General features: G+C 72.4%; 20 protein-coding genes. 8 read left to right on the top strand and 12 right to left on the bottom strand.

Going from position 1 to position 19,317, the window contains the following annotated elements; genetic code table 11:
- Window positions 1–13 precede the first annotated feature (13 nt).
- Together DEJ02_RS10355 and DEJ02_RS10350 are read right to left on the bottom strand one after the other, a co-directional pair.
- Window positions 14–1,150, bottom strand: a complete 1,137-nt coding sequence (locus DEJ02_RS10355; protein ID WP_071404900.1) for a thiamine pyrophosphate-dependent dehydrogenase E1 component subunit alpha — start codon at window positions 1,148–1,150, stop codon at window positions 14–16.
- A gap of 23 nt (window positions 1,151–1,173) precedes the next feature.
- Entirely contained in the window at window positions 1,174–2,253 is a 1,080-nt protein-coding gene (locus DEJ02_RS10350; RefSeq protein WP_111032997.1) for a histidinol-phosphate transaminase, read from the bottom strand.
- Window positions 2,254–2,313: 60 nt separating this feature from the next.
- On the opposite strand from DEJ02_RS10350, the gene DEJ02_RS10345 reads away from it, so the two are divergent.
- From DEJ02_RS10345 to DEJ02_RS10325, 5 genes are all read left to right on the top strand, one after another.
- A complete protein-coding gene (locus DEJ02_RS10345; protein WP_111032996.1) occupies window positions 2,314–2,712 on the top strand; it encodes a phage holin family protein in 399 nt (132 codons plus the stop codon).
- Between the two features lie 47 nt (window positions 2,713–2,759).
- The gene (locus DEJ02_RS10340) at window positions 2,760–3,272 is read left to right on the top strand and encodes a low molecular weight protein-tyrosine-phosphatase (RefSeq protein WP_017886476.1); all 513 of its coding nucleotides are present in this window, start codon (window positions 2,760–2,762) and stop codon (window positions 3,270–3,272) included.
- Window positions 3,269–4,654, top strand: a complete 1,386-nt coding sequence (gene purB / locus DEJ02_RS10335) for an adenylosuccinate lyase (RefSeq protein ID WP_111032994.1) — start codon at window positions 3,269–3,271, stop codon at window positions 4,652–4,654. Before DEJ02_RS10340 ends, purB begins: the two co-directional genes overlap by 4 nt.
- A 166-nt stretch (window positions 4,655–4,820) precedes the next feature.
- Window positions 4,821–6,026: a hypothetical protein gene (locus DEJ02_RS10330; protein ID WP_181440324.1), complete on the top strand. Its 1,206-nt coding sequence runs from the start codon at window positions 4,821–4,823 to the stop codon at window positions 6,024–6,026.
- A gap of 2 nt (window positions 6,027–6,028) precedes the next feature.
- Window positions 6,029–6,835 carry a L,D-transpeptidase family protein gene (locus DEJ02_RS10325; protein ID WP_228516577.1) on the top strand — a complete coding sequence of 269 codons (807 nt, stop codon included), beginning with the start codon at window positions 6,029–6,031 and terminating at the stop codon, window positions 6,833–6,835.
- 176 nt (window positions 6,836–7,011) lie between these two features.
- On the opposite strand, the gene DEJ02_RS10320 is transcribed toward DEJ02_RS10325, so the two are convergent.
- On the bottom strand, window positions 7,012–7,926 hold the full coding sequence (locus DEJ02_RS10320; protein WP_111032991.1) for a LysR family transcriptional regulator: 915 nt from the start codon (window positions 7,924–7,926) through the stop codon (window positions 7,012–7,014).
- 72 nt (window positions 7,927–7,998) lie between these two features.
- Here DEJ02_RS10320 and DEJ02_RS10315 point away from each other — a divergent pair, with 72 nt between their 5' ends.
- Window positions 7,999–9,021, top strand: a complete 1,023-nt coding sequence (locus tag DEJ02_RS10315) for an EamA family transporter (RefSeq protein WP_258378716.1) — start codon at window positions 7,999–8,001, stop codon at window positions 9,019–9,021.
- On the opposite strand, the gene DEJ02_RS10310 is transcribed toward DEJ02_RS10315, so the two are convergent.
- A complete protein-coding gene (locus tag DEJ02_RS10310) occupies window positions 8,990–9,967 on the bottom strand; it encodes an epimerase (RefSeq protein WP_111032989.1) in 978 nt (325 codons plus the stop codon). The two genes, DEJ02_RS10315 and DEJ02_RS10310, sit on opposite strands and share 32 nt — an antisense overlap.
- A 1-nt stretch (window position 9,968) precedes the next feature.
- Window positions 9,969–10,634, bottom strand: a complete 666-nt coding sequence (locus DEJ02_RS10305) for a DUF4166 domain-containing protein (RefSeq protein WP_111032987.1) — start codon at window positions 10,632–10,634, stop codon at window positions 9,969–9,971.
- A 47-nt stretch (window positions 10,635–10,681) separates the two neighbouring features.
- On the opposite strand from DEJ02_RS10305, the gene DEJ02_RS10300 reads away from it, so the two are divergent.
- Window positions 10,682–11,596, top strand: coding sequence for a cation diffusion facilitator family transporter (locus tag DEJ02_RS10300; RefSeq protein ID WP_111032986.1), 915 nt, complete (start codon window positions 10,682–10,684; stop codon window positions 11,594–11,596).
- A gap of 111 nt (window positions 11,597–11,707) precedes the next feature.
- Here DEJ02_RS10300 and DEJ02_RS10295 read toward each other — a convergent pair whose 3' ends face one another.
- Both DEJ02_RS10295 and DEJ02_RS10290 read right to left on the bottom strand, forming a co-directional pair.
- A complete protein-coding gene (locus DEJ02_RS10295; RefSeq protein WP_111032984.1) occupies window positions 11,708–12,313 on the bottom strand; it encodes a hypothetical protein in 606 nt (201 codons plus the stop codon).
- Between the two features lie 120 nt (window positions 12,314–12,433).
- Complete coding sequence (locus DEJ02_RS10290) at window positions 12,434–13,723, bottom strand: MFS transporter (RefSeq protein WP_111032982.1); 1,290 nt, start codon at window positions 13,721–13,723, stop codon at window positions 12,434–12,436.
- Between the two features lie 81 nt (window positions 13,724–13,804).
- Here DEJ02_RS10290 and DEJ02_RS10285 point away from each other — a divergent pair, with 81 nt between their 5' ends.
- Window positions 13,805–14,683 (top strand): LysR family transcriptional regulator, encoded by an 879-nt coding sequence (locus tag DEJ02_RS10285; RefSeq protein ID WP_181440323.1) that lies wholly within the window; start codon window positions 13,805–13,807, stop codon window positions 14,681–14,683.
- A gap of 133 nt (window positions 14,684–14,816) precedes the next feature.
- On the opposite strand, the gene DEJ02_RS10280 is transcribed toward DEJ02_RS10285, so the two are convergent.
- The 5 genes from DEJ02_RS10280 to DEJ02_RS10260 form a co-directional block, all read right to left on the bottom strand.
- On the bottom strand, window positions 14,817–15,581 hold the full coding sequence (locus DEJ02_RS10280; RefSeq protein ID WP_146249263.1) for a hypothetical protein: 765 nt from the start codon (window positions 15,579–15,581) through the stop codon (window positions 14,817–14,819).
- Window positions 15,571–16,110: an RNA polymerase sigma factor gene (locus DEJ02_RS10275; RefSeq protein WP_111033089.1), complete on the bottom strand. Its 540-nt coding sequence runs from the start codon at window positions 16,108–16,110 to the stop codon at window positions 15,571–15,573. The genes DEJ02_RS10280 and DEJ02_RS10275 overlap by 11 nt, the downstream gene beginning before the upstream one ends.
- A gap of 121 nt (window positions 16,111–16,231) precedes the next feature.
- Entirely contained in the window at window positions 16,232–16,495 is a 264-nt protein-coding gene (locus tag DEJ02_RS10270; protein ID WP_111032976.1) for a hypothetical protein, read from the bottom strand.
- Entirely contained in the window at window positions 16,492–17,151 is a 660-nt protein-coding gene (locus DEJ02_RS10265; protein WP_111032974.1) for a DUF308 domain-containing protein, read from the bottom strand. The genes DEJ02_RS10270 and DEJ02_RS10265 overlap by 4 nt, the downstream gene beginning before the upstream one ends.
- Before the next feature lie 142 nt (window positions 17,152–17,293).
- Window positions 17,294–19,306: a DUF11 domain-containing protein gene (locus DEJ02_RS10260; protein WP_111032972.1), complete on the bottom strand. Its 2,013-nt coding sequence runs from the start codon at window positions 19,304–19,306 to the stop codon at window positions 17,294–17,296.
- Between the last annotated feature and the right edge of the window lie 11 nt (window positions 19,307–19,317).

Below are 19,317 nucleotides of genomic sequence, written 5' to 3'. Positions count from 1 at the left end.
TGCTCGGTGGTGCTCATGCGTGGGCGCCCCCTTCGAAGCCGGCCTCGTACTGGGCGAGCCAGGCCTTCTGCTCGGTGATCCGCGGGTGCGGTTCGCGGTACACGTTGTCGAACATGACGTCGACGGACGGTGCGGTCAGGGCGACGGTGCGGCGTCGGACGTCGGCGGCGATGTCCTCGCCCTCTTCGTCGAACGCGGCGAACTGCTCGTCCGTCGCACCCTTCGAGCGCAGGTACGCCTCGGACCGGACGATCGGGTCGCGCAGGACCCACTCCTCGAGCTCGCCGTCGGCGCGGTACCGGCTCGGGTCGTCGGAGCTGGTGTGCGCACCGATGCGGTAGGTGTCGGCCTCGATGAAGGCCGGGCCCTGGCCGCTGCGGGCGTGCTCGGTCGCGACGACCGAGGCCGTGTAGGACGCGAGGATGTCGTTGCCGTCGATCAGGACGCTCGGGATCCCGAAGCCGCGCGGGCGGTCGACGAGCGGCGTCGGGGACTGCACCGACACCGGCACCGAGATGGCCCAGTGGTTGTTCTGCAGGAAGAACACGACCGGCGCCTTGGTCGACGCGGAGAACACGAAGGCCTCGTTCACGTCGCCCTGGCTGGTGGCGCCGTCGCCGAAGTAGACGATGGAGCAGGCGTCGCGGTCCGGGTCGCCCGTGCCGACGTCGCCGTCGAGCTTCTGGCCGAGCGCGTACCCGGTGGCGTGCAGGGTCTGCGAGCCGATCACCAGGGTGGAGATGTGCGTGTTGCCACGCTGGTCCGGGTCCCACCCGCCGTGGGTCTGCCCGCGGTACATCGCGATGATCTCCATCGGCTCGACGCCGCGGTGCATCGTGACGGCGTGCTCGCGGTAGGACGGGAACACGTGGTCCTGGGCGCGCAGGGCGAAGGCCGAGCCGGTCTGTGCCGCCTCTTGCCCGTGGCTGGGCACCCACAGGCCGAGCTGGCCGGTGCGCTGGAGGTTGTGGCCGGCGTGGTCGAACCGACGAGTGAGCACCATGCGGCGGTGCATCGCCAGCAGGGTCTCGTCGGGGATCGCCCGCGCGGCGGCGGCGAACTCGGCGTTCTCGTCGGTCTCCACGAACCGACCCTCGGGGTCGAGGAGCCGGACGGTGGTCGTCGCGGGAGCCGCGGCGCGGAATGACATGCGGGCCAGCGTAGCGCCAGGCACTAGTCGGCCACCTGGAGGTCCCCCACAAGTGAGCGGGCTGTTTGGAGGAGCGTTTCCACAGCTTCGTGCTCGCCGATCGAGATGCGGATGCCCTCTGGCGGGAAGGCCCGGACGATGATGCCGGCGTCCTCGAACGCGGCCGCCGCGGTCGCCGTCCGCTCGCCCGTCGGCAGCCAGAGGAAGTTGCCCTGGGCGTCGGGGACGTCCCAGCCCTGGGCCCGGAGCTCGACGACGATCCGGTCGCGCAGGGTGGCGATCTCGGTCACGCGTCCGAGCAGTTCGGCCTCGCGTTCCAGGCTGGCGAGCGCCGCCGCCTGGCCCTGGGCGGTCACGGAGAGCGGGATGGCGCAGGCGCGGACGGCGTCGAGCACGTAGTCCGGACCGAGCGCGTAGCCCACCCGGAGCCCGGCGAGCCCGTACGCCTTCGAGAAGGTGCGGAGGACCACGAGGTTGGGGTGCGCGGCGAGCAGCGGGTGACCGTGCACGGCGGCCTCGTCGGTCACGAACTCGGCGTATGCCTCGTCGAGCACGACCAGCACCGACTGCGGCACTGAAGCCATGAACGCGTCGAACTCCGCGGCGGTCACGATCGGCCCCGTCGGGTTGTTCGGCGAGCAGACGAGCACCATGCGGGTGCGCTCGGTGACGGCCGCGGCCATCGCGTCGAGGTCGTGCCCGCCGTCGGCGCGGTTCGGCACCTGCACGCTCGTGGCGCCGGCAACCGTGACGACGCCCGGGTACGCCTCGAACGAGCGCCAGGCGTAGACGATCTCGTCACCAGGGCCGGAGGTCGCGCGGGCGAGCTCGTGCAGGATCGCGACGCTGCCCGGGGCGACGTGCACCTGCTCGGCGGTCAGCCCGAAGCGGTTGGCCAGCACGGCGCGCAGGGCGAGGGCGGTGGCGTCGGGGTAGCGGTTGTACGAGGTCTGGGCCTGCACGGCCTCGACGACCCCGGGGAGCGGCGGGAACGGGTTCTCGTTGCTCGACAGCTTGAAGGCGGAGTCGGACGCCTGTCGCCCCTGCTTGTACGCGGGGAGGACGGCCACCTCGGGCCGGATGTGCACACGCTGCTCGCTCACGGGTCCAGGCTACCGGCAGGCCCACGGCACCCACGAGGGGAACGAGGGCATCATGGGCGCATGCGATTCCTCGTCCGCCTCGTCGTCAACGCCCTCGGGCTCTGGCTCACCACGCTCATCGTCAGCGGCGTCTCCGTGACGCCGTTCGGTGACGGCGGGACCACTGCGACCGTCCTCACCTTCCTGCTCGTGGCGTTCGTGTTCGGTCTCGTGAACGCGGTGATCGGCACGCTCATCCGGATCGTGGCGTTCCCGCTCTACATCCTCACGCTCGGGCTCATCTCGTTCGTCGTGAACGCGATCCTCCTGCTCATCGTCGCGGGCATCTCGGAGGCGTTCGGCTTCGGGCTCGAGGTCGACTCCTTCGGCTGGGGCATCGTCGGCGCCTTCGTGCTCGCGGTCTTCGCCTGGCTGATCGGGCTCTTCGCCCGCCCGGTGCTCAACCGCCAGCGGGCGTGACCCCGGCGGACCTCGCGGAGGACCCCGCCCTGCGTCATGATGTGCTCATGACCCAGGACGTCGACGCCCCGTTCCGCGTCTCGTTCGTCTGCAGCGGCAACATCTGCCGCTCCCCCATGGCCGGGGTCGTGTTCGCGCAGATCGCCGCGGACGCCGGCCTGGCCGACCGGTTCCAGGTGGAGTCGGCCGGCACCGGTGACTGGCACGTCGGCGAACCCGCCGACGAGCGCACGATCGCAGCGCTGGCGGCGCGCGGATACGATGGCAGCAGGCATCGCGCCCGTCAGTTCGACCCGGACCGGTTCCCGGACCTCGACCTGGTGGTCGCACTCGACCGCTCCCACGAGCGCATCCTGCGTTCGTGGGCCCCGACCATGGACGACTCCGCCAAGGTGACGCTCCTGTTGCGGTACGACGCCGCCTGGCCCCAGCAGGCCGACGTGCCGGACCCGTACTACGCGGACCGGCACGAGTTCGACCGAGTGCTCTCGACCGTCGAACGGGCCTGCCGGGCGCTCTTCCACCAGCTCGAGCCGGCAGTCCGTCAGGGAGCCCCATGACCCCCCTTCCCCCGCAGCCGATCAGCCCGCTCGACGGGCGCTACTACCCGATCGTGCACACGGTGGGCGAGCACCTCTCCGAGGCCGGCCTCAACCGCGCGCGCATCGTGGTCGAGGTCGAGTGGCTCATCTTCCTGACCGACCACGCGATGTTCACCACCTCGCCGCTCAGCGTCGACGACAAGGCAGCACTGCGCCGGATCGTCGAGACCTTCGGCCAGGACCAGATCGCAGAGCTCGCCGAGATCGAGGCGACGACCCGTCACGACGTCAAGGCCGTGGAGTACTTCGTGCGCCGCCGGCTGTCCGAGCTCGGGCTCGACGCGATCGCCGAACTCACCCACTTCGCCGCCACGAGCGAGGACGTCAACAACCTGTCCTACGCACTCACCGTGCGGGACACCGTCGACCAGGTCTGGCTCCCCGGCTTCCGTGCCGTGCTCGAGAAGCTCCGGACGCTCGCCGTCGAGTTGAAGAGCGTGCCGATGCTCTCGCACACCCACGGTCAGCCGGCGACCCCGACGACGCTCGGCAAGGAGCTCGCGGTCGTCGTCTACCGGCTCGAGCGCGTGCTCGCCCAGATCGAGGGCGGCGAGTACCTCGGCAAGTTCTCCGGCGCGACCGGCACCTTCTCGGCACACCTCGCCGCCGACCCCGAGGCCGACTGGCCCGCGCTGTCCCGCGAGTTCGTCGAGGGCCTCGGCCTGACGTGGAACCCGCTCACCACGCAGATCGAGTCGCACGACTGGCAGGCCGAGCTGTACGACCGGGTCCGTCACGCCAACCGGATCCTGCACAACCTGGCCACCGACGTGTGGACCTACATCTCGATGGGGTACTTCACGCAGATCCCCGTCGCGGGGGCCACCGGGTCGTCGACGATGCCGCACAAGATCAACCCGATCAAGTTCGAGAACGCCGAGGCGAACCTCGAGATCTCGTCGGCGCTCTTCTCGACACTGTCCGAGACCCTCGTGACCAGCCGGTTGCAGCGCGACCTGACCGACTCCACCACGCAGCGGAACATCGGCGTCGCGTTCGGGCACTCGCTGCTCGCGCTCGACAACCTGCGCCGCGGACTGGGCGAGATCGCCGTGAACGAGGCCAAGCTCGCCGACGACCTCGACCACAACTGGGAGGTCCTCGCCGAGGCGATCCAGACGGTCATCCGCGCCGAGGTCACCGCCGGGCAGTCGAACATCGAGGACCCCTACGCGATGCTCAAGGAGCTCACGCGCGGCAAGCGGGTGAGCCAGCAGGACCTCATCGTGTTCGTGAACCGTCTGGACATCTCCGACGGCGCGAAGGCCCGGCTGACCAACCTGACGCCGGCGACCTACACGGGCCTGGCGGACGAGCTGGTCGACCACCTCGACGTCTGAGCACGACGGACCGGCGGCCGGACGGTCGTCGGTCCGTCATCGGATCCGCGTCCGGGGGGTGCGGAATCCTGAGCGGTTCGATAGGTTCGTATCGCTGAGTACATCTCAGCACGGGGGGCGTCGCAGTGGATGCACCCTGTCCACTGACCGGATGGATCTCCACACCGTGCTTCGTTCTCGCATCACCGCGGCCGCCGTCGGCGCCACCGTGCTCGGCGTCTCCGCCGCCCTCGTCCCGACGGTCTCGACCGCCCTGGTGACGAGCACCGCTGCTTCGGCCATCGTCACCTGGACCGACTCGGCCGACGACTTCACCGCCGCGCCGACCGGCACCTTCCCGCTGACCGACCAGTGGTACTGGGCGTCCGTGACCGACCTGGACGGTGGCGGTTCGATCACCGACCACGCCACGCTGGACGAGGACGGCCTGTCCGTCTCCGAGGGCGAGGCCGTCGGCCTGGTCCGCGGCCTGAACAAGCCCGTGCCCGCGAGCAGCGTCCCCGCCCTCGCCGCCGGCATCAGCATGACGACCACCGGCGCGACGAGCTTCGGTCTCGCGGTCCAGGAGGGCGGCGACACCAGCGCGCAGACCGTGGTCTTCGCCACGGACGCGCCCGAGACCGGTGACGGCGTCGGCATCTCCGACGGCACCAGCAACTGGATCGACCCCGCGACCGGCGAGGTCGAGTCGACGACGGAGCTCACCGCCGACCTCGAGGCCGCCGACGCGCAGGTCGTCGGGTACGTCGTCTACGTCGGCATCGACGTCGCCGCCGACACCACGGCGCCGCCGACGCCCGAGCCGACCGAGACGCCCGCTCCGACCGACGAGCCCACCCCGGCCCCGACCGTCGACGGCACCCCGGCACCGAGCGCGCTGCCCAGCAGCGAGCTGAAGAGCCTCGCCGCCCCGCTCGAGGCGAACGGTCAGTCCCTCGCCGCCGACGCCAGCGGTTCGATCTCCGCGCTGCGCATCGACGACACCACGACGTACTTCACGCCGCAGCCGACCGCGACCATCGACGCGCCGACGTCCGTGCGCGTGTCGCAGACCCTCACCGGATTCCAGGTGACGGGTGCAGGCTTCGCCCCGAACGAGTCCGTCGCGGCGACCATCACGCAGGGCGGCGAGACCTACTCGATCCGCACCAACGCCTCGGTGGCGGACGACGAGGGCGACATCGTCGTCGTGGTGGTCCTGCCCGAGGGCGCCGTGAGCGCCGGCGCGTACACCGCCACGCTCGAAGGCCGGTCCTCGAGCCAGACCGCTTCGGCCGATGGCGCCTTCGTCGCTGACCCGGCCGCTGCCGGTGACCCGGGCACGGCACCGGTCGCCGTCCCGGTGCCCGGAACGGCGAACTTCACGGGCTGATCTTGCCGATCCTCCCGACCGAGCCACGGCGGCGTGCGACTGTGATCGCCGCCGCCGTGGCCGTCGTCTGTGCGGGGGCCGTCGCGTTCGTCGCGCTCGGTCCCCTGTCAGCAGCGCCCGCCCCGACACCGACCCGGTCCGTCGCGGCACCGACGCCGACCCCCACGACGACACCGGAGCCGACCCGGTCGGCAGCACCCGTCGACGCGGTCGACGCCCCGGCCAGCACCACCGTCGCCGCCGTCACCGGCGCGTCCGTCCCGGTCAGCGCGAGCGCGGGCGGCAAAGCGACACAGACGCTCGAGAACCCGCAGGCGTCCGGAGCCCCGCTCGTCTTCCGGGTCGTCGACCAGCAGGACGGCTGGGCCGAGGTGCAGCTCGCACAACGCCCGAACGGCAGCACCGGCTGGGTGCCGACCAGCGCCGTCACCCTGACCGAGGACCCGTACGCGATCGTCGTCACCCGCTCGACGAAGACGCTCGACCTGTATAAGGACGGCAAGGTCGTCGACAGCTACCCCGTCGCCACCGGCACCGGCGGCACCCCGTCGCCGACCGGTCGGTTCGCGCTCACCGAGCTGCTCGCGCCGACCAACGAGGGCTACGGCCCGTACGCGTACGGCACGACGGCGTTCTCGGACGTGCTCAACTCGTTCGGCGGTGGCCCCGGCCAGATCGGGCTGCACGGCACGGAGGACACGTCGAGCATCGGCACCGCCGCCTCGCACGGCTGCATCCGCATGCACAACGCCGACATCACGGCGCTGGCGGAGCGCCTGCCGCTCGGCACGCCGTTCCAGGTGCGCTGACGTTCCAGGTGCGCTGACGCGCTCACCCCGCCACAGTTCGTGAGCAGGAATGGTCGGGTTCCGCATCGGGACCCGACCATTCCTGCTCACGAAGCGGGTCTGCTGCGCTGACGTTCCCGCTGCACTGACAGGCGGCCTGGAGGCACGGCGTGCGCCCGGCAGTGGGCGCCACCGTCTCAGGTGGTGACGTCCAGGGCCACGGCGACCAGCGCCTCCAGGACGGTGCGCACCACGGGACGGACGGCACGGTCGGGGCGGACCAGTGCCTCGATGCGGCGTCCGGCACGGACGTCGGCGAGTTCCGCCAGGTGGAAGCGCCCGGCGGCCCGCGTGCCCGACGTGTACCGCGGGACGAGGGCGATGCCGTGGCCGCCCGCCACCAGGTTCTCGATGACCGGTAGGTGGATCGTGCGGAACGCGACACTCGGCGGGGTGTCCGTCGCCGCAGCCATCGCGTGCAGCACCCGGTCGATCGGGTAGCCCTCCGGCACCCCGATCCAGCGTTCCCCGACGACCTCGTCGATGCCCACGCGTGCGCGGCCGGCCAGGGCGTGCCCGGGCGGCAGGGCCACGTCGAGGGGTTCGCGGAGCAGCGGCACGGTGTCGACCGATCCCTGGTCCGCCGGGCGGACGCCGTCGGACCGGTGCCCGACGACGACGTCGTGGTCGGCCGCGAGCAGTGCGAACTCCCCCTCGCTGACGTCCACGTCGACCAGGGTCAGCGCGATGCCGGGGTGTGCCTGCATCCGGGTGAGCACGCCGGGCAGCAGCAGTTCCGCCGCCGACGGGAAGATCGCCAGCGACACCGGTCCGGTCGTGCCGCCGAGGTGCTCCTGCCAGGCGGCGTCCACCCGCGCGATGGCGGTCGCGACCCCGGACGCCAGGCCCGCGAGCACTTCGCCGTGCGGGGTCAGCCGGACGCCGCGCCCGACGCGTTCGACCAGCGGGACGCCGACCTGCCGCTGCAGGGTCTGCAGCTGCTGGGAGACGGCGCTCGGTGTGCGGTGGGTGGCCTCGGCGACGGCCGTGACGCTGCCGCGCTCGGCGAGCTCCCGCAGGACCGCCAGCAGCTGCACGTCGAAGTCGACCATGCAGGGACCCTACATCGTGGTTCGCGAAGGTTTCGATGGACCTACAACGTCGTGCCCGGAACGATGAGGAGCATGACCACCCGAGACCGTCTCCTCGCCGTCGTCGTCGCCGTGGTCTGGGGACTGAACTTCCCCGCGACGGCACTCGCGCTCGAGCACTTCCCGCCGTTCCTGCTCGCAGCGCTGCGGTTCACGATCCTGGCGGTCCCGACGCTGCTGTTCGTGCCGCGGCCGCGGATCCCGTTCGGCCGGCTGCTGCTCGTCGGCATCGGGCTCGGCGTGCTGCAGTTCTCGTTCCTGTACCTCAGCATGGCGTCCGGGATGCCGTCGGGGCTGGCCTCGCTCGTGCTGCAGGCCTCCGCGCCGTTCACGGTGGTGCTGGCCGGGGTGTTCCTGCGCGAGCGGCTGACCGGCCGGCAGGTCGTCGGGGTCACCATCGCCGTGGCCGCCCTCGCCGCGATCGCCCTGCACCGCTCCCAGACCGCCGCGCTGCTGCCCGTCGTGCTCGCGCTGTGCGGTGCGCTCGGGTGGGCGATCGGCAACGTGGCGACCCGGCGCGCGGGGGGCGCGAACCCCCTGCACCTGACCCTGTGGTGGTCCGTCGTGCCGCCCGTACCGATGGCCGTGCTGTCGCTCGTGGTCGAGGGCCCGGAGCGCATCGGTACCGCTCTGGGCACCGCGTTCACGGCGGCGGCGCTGCCCGCCGACCTCGGCCTGCTCTACATCGTGGTCGTCGCGACCCTGGTGGGCTACGGCATCTGGTCGCGGCTGCTGGCGGCCTACCCGTCGAGCACGGTCGCGCCGTTCTCGATGCTCGTGCCCGTGGTCGGGGTGCTCGCGTCGTGGGTGGCCTTCGGCGAGGTGCCCGACCTGGTCGAGGTGCTCGCGGGCGCGGTCGTCGTGGCCGCCGTCCTGTGGTCGTCGCGACCGGCGCGGGACCGCGGGCCGCGACCGGCCCCCGTCGACGAGGTCGCACGACGCGCCGCGGCCGTGTCGCCGAGGTCGCACGACGTGCCGCCCGGACCGCTCGCGAGCGGCAGTCCGCGCGACCTCGACCCGGCGCTCAGCCCCGGTGCTGGCGACGCTCCGCGATGATCCCGGCGAGCGCCCCACGCAGGTGCGGGTACCGGAACTCGTAGCCGGCCTGGGTCAACCGGGTCGGCACCACCCACCGGCTCTTCAGCACGAGTTCGGTCTCGGTGCGGATCGCGAACGACCCGAGCTCGAGCATCCATCGCCAGGTCGGCACGCCGAACCGGCGCCCGACGGCGTCGCGGAGGGTGGCCATCACGGTGCGGTTGTCGGACGGGTTCGGGCTCGAGATGTTCACCGGCCCCTCGATCTCCGGGTGGTCGCGGAGGAACCGGATCGACCCGAGGACGTCGGCGATGTGCACCCAGCTGAAGCGCTGCCGACCGTGCGTGGGCCGGTGTTGGTGGTACGTGCCGGCGCGGAGCCGGGAGCGCGTCGGCACCCACGGCCCGTCGTACTGCGGCCCGCCGAGGCCGGCCTGCGCGAGCCGGAGGAGCGGCAGCAGGGCACTGCCATCGCCGAACACGATCGCCATCCGCAGCGCCACACGACGGGTGCCGGGCAGGTCGGCGCCGAAGAAGGCGTCCTCCCACGCGCGGGCGACGGAGACCGAGAACCCCTCGCCGATCTCCCCCGTCGCTTCGTCCTGCGGTCGGTCGTCGGCGTGCCGGTAGATCGTCGCGGTCGAGGCGTTCATCCACAGCGGCGTCGGGTGCTCGGACGTGCGGATGGCCTCGGCGAGCTCGAGCGTGGTGTCCACCCGCGAGCGCATGATCTCCGCGCGGTTGCGTCGGCCGTAGCGGCAGTTGACACTCTTGCCCGCCATGTTCACGACCATCGCGGCGCCGTCGACGAGTTCCCGGATGCGCATGGTGTTGCCCCACACGGCGTCGCCGGTCCGGCCGATGGTGACGACCCGGTACCCCTCTTCCGTGAAGGCGTCCCGCAGGTACCGCCCCACGAAGCCGCTCGCTCCCGCGATCACGACGCGGCCCTTCTGGTCGCTCATCTCATCCCCGTTCTGTGTCCGGCGCGATCTCGTACCGGAACGCCCCCTCGTACCGGTACAGCGTGCCGAGCACCGGTGCCGAGAGCACCAGGGACACGCGCTGCAGGTCGGCTTCGTCATCGAATCGTTCTGTGAGCGTCACACGCGGTGCGATCAGGGCCGGGAGGCGCACCTCGCGTCCCAGCGCACGGAACGTCACACGCGTGGAGACCAGGCGCAGGGCGCCCGCGTCGGGACCGTCGGCGTCGACCTGCGCCCGGAGCCGGGCGCTGACGCGCCCGTGGCGACCCAGGTGGTCGACCAGGCCGTCGGGTTCGGCGGTGATGGCGTCCACCATCGTGCGGCTCCCGAAGCGGAACCGGAAGGTGCGGTGCGCGCGGACCGCGGGGCGGGCCTCCCGTCCGGCACGACCACGACGGACGCGAGCCGGCCGGTTCTCGACCGTGAACGGGACGTCCCGCTCCCAGACCGGGAACATGACGGAGTCGCGGGCGAACATCGCGAGCACCGGCCAGAGCCACCGACGTGGGGTGCCGACGACGTCGAAGACACCCTCGCCGCGGCCGACGTGCCCGGGCCGGATCTCGCCGAAGTACGTGCGGAGTCGCGGGTGCAGCCGGGCCAGCACGTCCGGCGGTGTGGACAGCTCGTAGGGCGACCGGCTCACGGTTCGATCCTGGCATGTCGTCAGTGCGGATCCCTACGATGTCGCACATGGGACACGACCACGGGCACGGCGTCGGGCACGCCTCGGAGCGCGCCCTGCTGATCGCGTTCTGCATCTCGGCGGGCATCCTGCTCGCCGAGGTCGTGGGCGCCGTGGTCACGGGTTCGCTCGCGCTGCTCGTCGATGCCGGGCACATGGTCGTCGACACCGGCGGACTCGGCATCGGGCTCGTCGCGACGCGGCTCGCCCGCCGGTCCCCGACCGCGCAGCGCACCTGGGGCTTCCAGCGCGCCGAGGTCCTCGGGGCCACCGCACAGGCCGCGATCCTGCTCGCCGTCGGGGTCTACGTGATCATCTCGGCGGTGCAGCGGCTGTTCGTGCCGGAGGAGATCCACTCCGGGCCGCTGCTCGTCTTCGGCATCGTCGGACTCGTCGGCAACCTGGTGGCCTACGCGGTGCTGCTGCGGGCCTCGGGCGAGGGGTTCACCTCGCGCGCCGCCCGGCTCGAGGTCCTCAACGACACCCTCGGCTCGGTCGCCGTCATCATCGCCGCGGTCGTGCTCATGCTGACCGGGTGGGAGCGGGCGGACTCCCTCGCCGCGATCCTGATCGGCCTGCTCATCCTGCCGCGGGCGATCCGGCTGCTGCGCGAGACCGCGAACGTGCTGCTCGAGTCGACGCCGCCGGGGCTCGACCTCGACGACGTGCGTGGTCACATCCTCGAGCTCGACCACGTCATCGCGGTGCACGACCTGCACGCGACGCTCGTGGCGACCGGGGTGCCGAACCTGACCGCGCACGTGGTCGTCGACGACCACTGCTTCTCGACGGCGCACGCCCCGGCGATCCTCGACGAGCTGCAGCGGTGCGTGGCGGAGCACTTCGACGTGCCGGTGGAGCACTCGACGTTCCAGTTGGAGCCGGTGTCGCACCGGCGGCACGAGTACGAGGTGCACGCGTAGGGTCGCGCGCTCGCGCGTGTGGGCGTCGGTCGGGGTCGCTTCGGCTTCGCGACGATCCACCAGGTGATCGACGCGTGGTCTGTCGCAGAACGGGTGTCCGCAGGTGCCGCGTCAGCAGTCGTCGGTGCGCGTGGGGTAGGCCGTGATCACCCGGTCGGTGGTGGCCGAGACGATCACCTTCACCCAGGGCTCGTCGTCGGGGCGTGCGCCGTCGTCGAACCGGACGGGTGCGGCGTAGCAGACCTTGCCGTCGCCGGCGTCGAGCGGGAACCCGGGGCGCGGGTCCTCGAGCGCCGTCTGCACCGCGGTGAGCATGGCGTCGTCCCAGTCGCGCGAGCCGTGCCCGGTGACGACGTCCTGCCAGTCGGCGGTGTGCCGCACCCGGATGTGCTCGTAGCCCTGGGCAGCGGTGCCGCACTGCAGGGTGACGCGGCCCAGGGCCTCGGTCTCGTACTGCGCGACGGCCGCCTGGCTCGTGGTGTCGCACCGGCCGAGCGCGGTGCTGCCGGGCATGTCCGGCCCGTTGCGGGTGATCGTGACGGTGCCGTCACCGGCGGCCGTCGGCACGTCGCTCGGCGTCCGTGAGGCCGAGCCGGCACCGATGGTCGGGCCGTCCGCGCCCTGCCGTGCCGTCAGGAACAACCCGCCGGCGAGGAGACCGGCGGCCACCACGGCCGCGACGCCGGTGATCACGGGACGGTTGCGGTTCCGGGGCACGCGCCCAGTATGCCGGGAGTTCGACCGCACGACGGAACCAGGCTCCGGACACGGCACCGCGCGATCGCGTGGTTCGGTGTCCGGAACCTGGTTCCGGGCGGACGGGAGGCCCGCCACGCGTCAGGCGCGCGCGGCCAGCCGGGTGCCGGCGACGACGGCCAGGACGGCGACGAGCACCACGTACCCGATCAGGACGGGGAGCGTCGGGATCACCAGCAGCGCCGCCCCGACGGCCACGACCGGCACGGTGAGCCCGGCGTAGGCGATGAGGAACGTGGCGGCGAGCACGCCGCCCCGGCGCTCCGGGCCGACCAGTGCTGCGGCGCTGCCGATCGCGGCGCGGAACAGCAGGCCGACGCCGGCTCCCGCGACGACCCCGCCGCCGATGAACCCGCCGACCTGCAGCAGGACCGCGGCGACGGCGAGGACGACCAGGCCGACGACCAGGAGCAGCATGCCGAGCCGGATCTGCGCACGCTGCGACAGTCGGGCGAAGACGATCTGCGACAGCGCGCTCGCGGCGAAGACCCCGAATGTCGTGGCCCCGGCGGCCAGGCGGTCGGTGACGTGGAAGGTGGTGCCGAGGAAGCTCGGCGCGACCGAGGTGAAGAGGCCCTGCACGGCGAGCGCGGCGAACGCCGCTGCCCCGGCGGCCCAGAACGCGGCACCCTGCCCCTCCGGCGCCTGCATGCGCTGCGGGCGGTAGGCCACGGGCTGCTCGGGACGGTCGACCGTCTCCGGCGCGGCCAGCACGAGCACGAACGCGACGGCCAGCGCGATCACGAACACCACGTACGGGACCATGAGCGGCTGCCCGACGAACTCGGCGAGTGCTCCGCCGACGAGGGCGCCGAGGGACAGGCCACCGAGGTTCACCGCCCCGGCAGCGACGCTCGCGCCCTTCGCGGAGTCGCTCGACCCGGTGGCACGGACCCGGAGCTCACCGAGGTGTGCCGTCGCGGTCGCCGTCAGCGTCCCGACGCCGAGGCCGGTCACGAGCCGGGCGACGATGAGGCCGGTGACGTCGTTCCAGAGCAGGAACAGCACGGCGGCGACGAGTTCGAGGGCGATCGACACCAGGATGAGCGGACGGCGTCCGTGCACGTCGCTGAGGTGCCCCGCCAGGTACAGCGAGCCGACGACCCCGACCCCGTACGCCGCGAAGATCACCGTGGTGGTGAAGGTCGGGAAGCCGTCGCGGGCCTGGTAGATGACGTACAAGGGCGCGGGGACGGTCGCGAAGGCCATCACCGCGAGGAACGCGAAGGCGACGACCCAGAAGCCGAAACCGTGGCGCCGACGAGTGTGGGCGCGGCGTCCGCGCGGGGCGACGACACGGTCGCTCGCGGATGCGGGAGCGGCGGTGGTGGCGGGGACGGTGCCCGTCGGGGTGTCGGTGACGGTTGACATGCTCCGATGATCGCGCTCGCGGTGCATCGAGTCCAACGGATGCGCTTGATGTGCACGATCGGTCTGTTCGATACTCGGACGATGGAGACCCGACTGCTCGAACAGTTCGTCACCGTCGCCGCCGAGGGCAGCATCACCCGGGCGGCGGAACGGCTCTGGGCCGCGCAGTCCACGGTGTCCGCGGGCATCGCCTCGCTCGAGCGCAGCTTCGGCGTGCGGCTCTTCGATCGCACCGGACGACAGCTCGTGCTGACCCCCGCCGGCGAGGACCTGCTCCCCCACGCCCGCGCGGTGCTCGAGTCCCTCGACCGGATGCGCGACCTGGCCACCGCCGACGACGCCGACCTGCGGGGCCGGGTGCGGCTCGGCATCTTCACGAGCATGGACATCGTCGACCTGACGGGCGTGCTGCAGCGGTTCCGACGACAGCACCCGCTCGTCGCCGTGGAGCTGATGACGTCGCCGTCGGGGACGACCGGCCTCGTGCAGGACCTGGTCGCCGGGCGGCTCGACATCGCCTACACGGGCCTGCCCACCGTGCCCGCCGGGGTCGTCGTGGAGCCGTTGCGGGAGATGCCGTTCCGGGTGTTCACCGCGTCGGACCACCCGCTCGCCGGCCGGTCGTCGGTGTCGCTCGCCGAACTCGCCGATGAACCCTTCGTCGACACGGCGCACGGGTTCGGCAACCGGATCATCCTCGACGGGGCACTCGAGCGGCTCGGCATCCGTCGGCGCATCGTCGCGGAGATGAACGACATGCCCGCCGTGATCCGGTTCGCCTCGGCCGGGCTCGGCGTCGGGGTCGTGCCGGACTCGGGGGTGCGGTACGACGGGGCGGTGCTCGACCTGGAGGACGAGGTCGACCCGCTCCGCATCGGCCTGGCGGTCCGGACGTCCCCGGAGCCGAGCCGCGCGGTCCGGACGCTGGCGCGCGACATCGTGGCGGCGCGGCTGGGGTGACGCGGGGCACGCTCGCTGTGCTTCGTGAGCAGGAACGGTCGGGTCGCGGTGCGCGAGGCGACCGTTCCTGCTCACGATCTGACCACCGACGGACTGGAGGCACGGGTCGGGTCCGACACGTGCCTCCGGGCCGTCAGTCCCCCCATATCTCCCCGACGACGGCGTCCAGCAGCCCGTTCGTCGGGAAGTTCGCCTGCCGGATCACGATGAACGTGTCGTCGCGCAGGAAGAACGTCGTCACCTGGTCCACGGGGGCAGCCTCGGCCGGGACGGACGACTGGCACACCCGCCCGCCGTCGCGGTCCTCGCACTCCAGCGGACTGGTGGCGAGCACGTCCGCGGCCCCGGGCCCGGCCGTCCCGACGGTCATGGTGAGCCCACTGACGTCGGCTCGGGGATCGGCCCACGTGCAGATGATCTTCGACTCGCCGTTCGCCCAGGTGACGTCCTCGCCGTCACTGCCGGCCGAGTCGTCCTGCGCCTTCGATATCTCGGTCAGCGGAGTCTCCCCGAAGAGCCGGGTGTAGTCCTCTGCCGGGACCATGTCACGGCACGTCGCCGGGATCGTCGCCGCGGCGGGGGTCGGTGTCGACGTCGGGGTGGGCTTCGGGACGGGGGCACCCGTGATCGGGGCGGAGCTCGGCGTCGTGGAGGACGGCGCCGGCTCGGGCTGCTGGGTCTGGGTGGGAGCGGCGACCGGGTCGGCGTTCTGCTGCGACAGCGTCAGGGCGACGGCGCCGGTCGCGGTGCCGACGGCGAGCAGCGCGACGACACCGATGACGATCCCGGACCGGCCCCGACGACGCTTCGGGAGCGGGGTGGCACGTTCGAGGACGTTCTGCTTCATCGAGACGAGCATGCGCTGCAGGTCGTCTCCCTGCGGAGGCTCAGTGTTCATCGTGCATCACCACCTTCTTGAGTCGTCGACGGTTGCGGGACACCCGCTGGGTGACCGCGCCGACCGTGAGTCCGAGGAGTTCGGCGGCCTCGGCGTACGAGTGCCCCTCGAGCAGGCAGAGCTCGCAGATGCGGCGGTCGAGGTCCGGGAGCGCGGCGATCTCGGCGCGGACCCAGCGCAGGGTCTCGCGGGCCTCGTCGTGGTCGGCGGGCGAGGCGAGGTGCTCCGGGAGCTCGTCCGTGCGGCGCCGGGCCTGCTTGCGCCCGGTGTTGAAGGCGTGGTTGCGGCACACGACGAGCAGCCACGGCAGCACCGTGTCCGCCGGCAGCTCGAGGGTCGCGGCGCGCTGCCAGAGCGTCAGGAACGCGTCCTGCACGATCTCCTCGACGTCGGACCGGTCGTCGACGAGCGTCCACGCATAGCGGGTGAGGGTGGCGGCGTACCGGTCGAACGCCCGGGCGAGCGCGCCGGTGTCCCCTTGTGCCATCGCACGGACGAGTCCTTCGTCCGTGTCGGTGCCGGTCGTCACGTCCACATCCCACCTCCTTCACTCAGAGGTGTCGGCAGGACCCGCGATCCTGACAGGACCGTGGCGGATTCGTGATCTCGGGCGTGTCCGCCCGGAGCTGTCAGCCGTCAGCTGTCAGCCGTCAGTGGAACTCGTCGCCGTCGCCCTCGCCCGGCGTCTTGTGCCCGCCGAGCATGTCGTTGTCGTCCTGCTCGCTCGACGAGGCGAGCTGCAGCATCGCGAGCACGACGACGACCACGATGAACGCGACGCCGAGGAAGATCACGGCCAGCTGCAGTTCCCGCGTCGAGAACAGCACGACGAGCCCGGTGAACACCGCGATGATCGCGGAGATCCCGAGGAGCTCGACCGGGCGCAGACGGTCACGACGGCTGGGGGTGGTCATGCGTGTGGTGCTCCGTCCGGGGCGACGGCCGGCGTGGCCGTGCCCCACTTGTGCGAGAGGCCGGCGATCACGTGGAAGACGGCCGTGATGGCGAGGTACGCGCCGAGCAGGCCGACGAGCACGATCGAGGCGTCGAGGGTGCCGGTGACCTGCTCCACGCCACCGAGCTGCTGGGAGTAGTCCGGCGGCGTGACGAGGAAGGCGACCGCGAGCAGCAGCGTGAGGCCGCCGATCGTGGTCCAGTCGCGAGCGAAGGGCGAGCGTCGCCGGGCACGGAGCCCCTGCGACAGCTCGAGGGCCCCGGTCAGCACCGCGAACGCGACGATGACCGTGATGAAGGCCGGCAGCCCGAACCCGTTGCACGCGAACGCGGCGACGGCGGCGAGCAGGGTGATGACGGCCTGCAGCAGGGTCGTGCGACGCGAACGGCCGTCGAGGGGCAGTCGGGAGATCCCGCCGAACAGGAGCACGAGCCCCTCGATCAGGGCGAAGCCGCCGAACAGCAGGAGACCGTAGCCCGCGGCGTGGTTGGTCGAGAAGGTGATCACCATCGCGACGACCGCTGCGGGGACCGCCCGGAGGATCGGGATCGGCCAGTACCGCGCGCGCTGGGTCGCGTCTTCCACGGTGGTGGCGTCGTCCACGGTGTCGGACACGAGACCTCTTTCGGGCATGCGGATCGTGGATCCGATCCTACCGCCGGTGGGGTGGACGCCCGACCGGAGCGGACTCGGCCCCTGTGGACGTCCACACCCGTGCACCGGGACGACACCGCCGTCCGGTGCCGTCCCGGCGGTGTCAGGGCTGCTGCGGGTCGTCGGTCGGCGCGTTCCGACGAGCACGACGTCGCGCGAGCCACCAGCACACGGACCCGGCGGCGGCGGCCAGGGCGGCGAGCGCCGCGGCGAGGCCGAGCCCTTCGGCGCCGGTGTAGGCGAGGGCTCCGACGGGGGCAGCCGCCCGACGGTCGGCTGCGGGGTCACCCGCTCCGCCGTCGTCGGCACCGGCGCCGTCACCGTCGTCGCCGCCGGAACCGTCACCACCGGCGTCCCCGTCGTCCGGAGCCGGCCCGGTCGTCGGCACGGGGCCGCTCGTCGGCGCGGGGCTCGGCGCGGGCCCCTCGTCGTCCGGACCCACGACGATCGCGACGCCGGTGGACGGGTCGCCGCCGTCCGCGTCGGTCGGCGAGGTCGCCGTCGCCACGTTCACCACGTCGGAGCCGTCCCCCTGGTACGCGGGGTCGAGCTCGGCGCGGATCCGGAAGTCCAGGGTCTCGCCCACCTCGAGCGACACGTCGGAGCTGCAGGTCACCCGCTGCCCCTCGGCCGTGCACCCGTCGTCGGAGCCCACGAACCGCATGGCCTGGGGCAGGTCGTCGACCGCGCCGACCTGCTGCGCCACCGACGGCCCCCGGTTCCGGGCCGTCACGAGGTACTCGACCTCGTCACCGGGCCGCACGGTCGACGGCGACACCGACTTGTCCGTCTCGACGTCGGCGGCGATCACCGGTGCCGTCACGGTGGTGGTCGCCCGCGAGGAGTTGTCGGCCTCGTTCGTGTCGGACAACGAGGTCGGCGGGGCGATGGTCGCCACGCTCTCCAGCGCTCCGGACGTGCCCTCGGCCACCCGGCCCTCGATCGTGACGACGGCGGAACCCCCTCGGGGCAACGACAGGTCGGTCGCGACGTCACCGGTGCCCGACCCGGTCGCGCAGGCGGAGCCGTCCGCGGCCGTGCAGGTCCAGGTGACGTCCTCGACGCCGTCGGGCACGTCGACCTGCAGCGGGCTCGGGTCGGCGGCGTTCGGGCCGGGGTTCCGCGCCGTCACGGTGTAGCGGAGCGGGTCGCCCGCCGTCGCGGTCGCGGGCAGGTCGTGCTCGACGGACAGGTCCGCCGGCTTCCAGACCCGGAGCGCGTCGACCTCGTGCTTGTCGACGTGGCTGCCGGTGGCCCCGGCGAACCCGAGGCGCAGCGTGCTCGGCAGCGCGGCCTGCCCGTCGCCGTGCAGCGGGACCGAGTCGAGCACGGTGCGCATGGTCGAGCCGACCTGCAGCCGGACGGAGACCGCGAGCCCGCCGTCGTCGTCGGGCAGCAGGGTGATCCGGACCGTCCGGGGCGTGGAACCGGCCGTGACGGTGCCACCGGGTGCCGCGGCACCGGCGACGTACCGGTAGCCCTCGGTCCCGTTGCCGGAGCCCCGGACCACCACGTGGTCGGGCTGTGCTCCGGGACCGGACCCGTTGATGCGTGACGAGAAGTTGCCGTAGTGGTCGATCGCGACGGCCGCGAAGCCCCCGGGGACGCCCGGCAGGTCGCACTCCCGGCCCCCGCCCTCGGTCGCTTCCTTGCGGCAGGCGTACCCGAGACCGGCGCCGAAGGACCCGACGCCCTGCGCCGCAGCGCCGTCGGCCAGGTACAGCAGCAGGCCGTCGGCGCCGGGGTCGTCCTTCTCGGTGTGCATCGCGTACGTGAACTCGATCTCGAGCCCGGTGTCCGACGGGAACGTGTCGTTCGTCGACCACGCCCCCGCCTGGTTCCGGACGTCGTCGGTCAGGCGCAGTCGGCCGCCGGACACCGCCGCGTCACCGTGCAGGGCACCGCCGGACGCACTGGAGAACTGGTTGACGTACGGGAAGTCGAGGGCGGCCGCACTCGACCCGGACGGCAGGACCGCGGGTGCCGCGAGCACACCGAGCGCGGTCAGGGTGGCGCACGCCGCGGCGAGACGGCGGACGACCCGCGAGCGGAACGACCGCCGGTCGAGGGAAGACGCAGGAACTGGAGCTGGAGCTGGAGCAGTGGGATCTGTCATGCCCCGATGCT

The sequence above is a fragment of the Curtobacterium sp. MCLR17_042 genome, from assembly GCF_003234695.1.
GTDB classification, from domain to species: Bacteria; Actinomycetota; Actinomycetes; order Actinomycetales; family Microbacteriaceae; genus Curtobacterium; species Curtobacterium flaccumfaciens.
This window is presented reverse-complemented; position numbering and strand designations above follow the sequence as displayed.

Coding starts and splice junctions, on each gene's coding strand:
- DEJ02_RS10315 (WP_258378716.1), top strand. CDS start 7,999: ATGACCACCCGAGACCGTCTCCTCGCCGTCGTCGTCGCCGTGGTCTGG.
- DEJ02_RS10290 (WP_111032982.1), bottom strand. CDS start 13,723: ATGTCAACCGTCACCGACACCCCGACGGGCACCGTCCCCGCCACCACC.
- purB (WP_111032994.1), top strand. CDS start 3,269: ATGACCCCCCTTCCCCCGCAGCCGATCAGCCCGCTCGACGGGCGCTAC.
- DEJ02_RS10300 (WP_111032986.1), top strand. CDS start 10,682: ATGGGACACGACCACGGGCACGGCGTCGGGCACGCCTCGGAGCGCGCC.
- DEJ02_RS10280 (WP_146249263.1), bottom strand. CDS start 15,581: ATGAACACTGAGCCTCCGCAGGGAGACGACCTGCAGCGCATGCTCGTC.
- DEJ02_RS10320 (WP_111032991.1), bottom strand. CDS start 7,926: ATGGTCGACTTCGACGTGCAGCTGCTGGCGGTCCTGCGGGAGCTCGCC.
- DEJ02_RS10345 (WP_111032996.1), top strand. CDS start 2,314: ATGCGATTCCTCGTCCGCCTCGTCGTCAACGCCCTCGGGCTCTGGCTC.
- DEJ02_RS10285 (WP_181440323.1), top strand. CDS start 13,805: ATGGAGACCCGACTGCTCGAACAGTTCGTCACCGTCGCCGCCGAGGGC.
- DEJ02_RS10270 (WP_111032976.1), bottom strand. CDS start 16,495: ATGACCACCCCCAGCCGTCGTGACCGTCTGCGCCCGGTCGAGCTCCTC.
- DEJ02_RS10355 (WP_071404900.1), bottom strand. CDS start 1,150: ATGTCATTCCGCGCCGCGGCTCCCGCGACGACCACCGTCCGGCTCCTC.
- DEJ02_RS10340 (WP_017886476.1), top strand. CDS start 2,760: ATGACCCAGGACGTCGACGCCCCGTTCCGCGTCTCGTTCGTCTGCAGC.
- DEJ02_RS10310 (WP_111032989.1), bottom strand. CDS start 9,967: ATGAGCGACCAGAAGGGCCGCGTCGTGATCGCGGGAGCGAGCGGCTTC.
- DEJ02_RS10260 (WP_111032972.1), bottom strand. CDS start 19,306: ATGACAGATCCCACTGCTCCAGCTCCAGCTCCAGTTCCTGCGTCTTCC.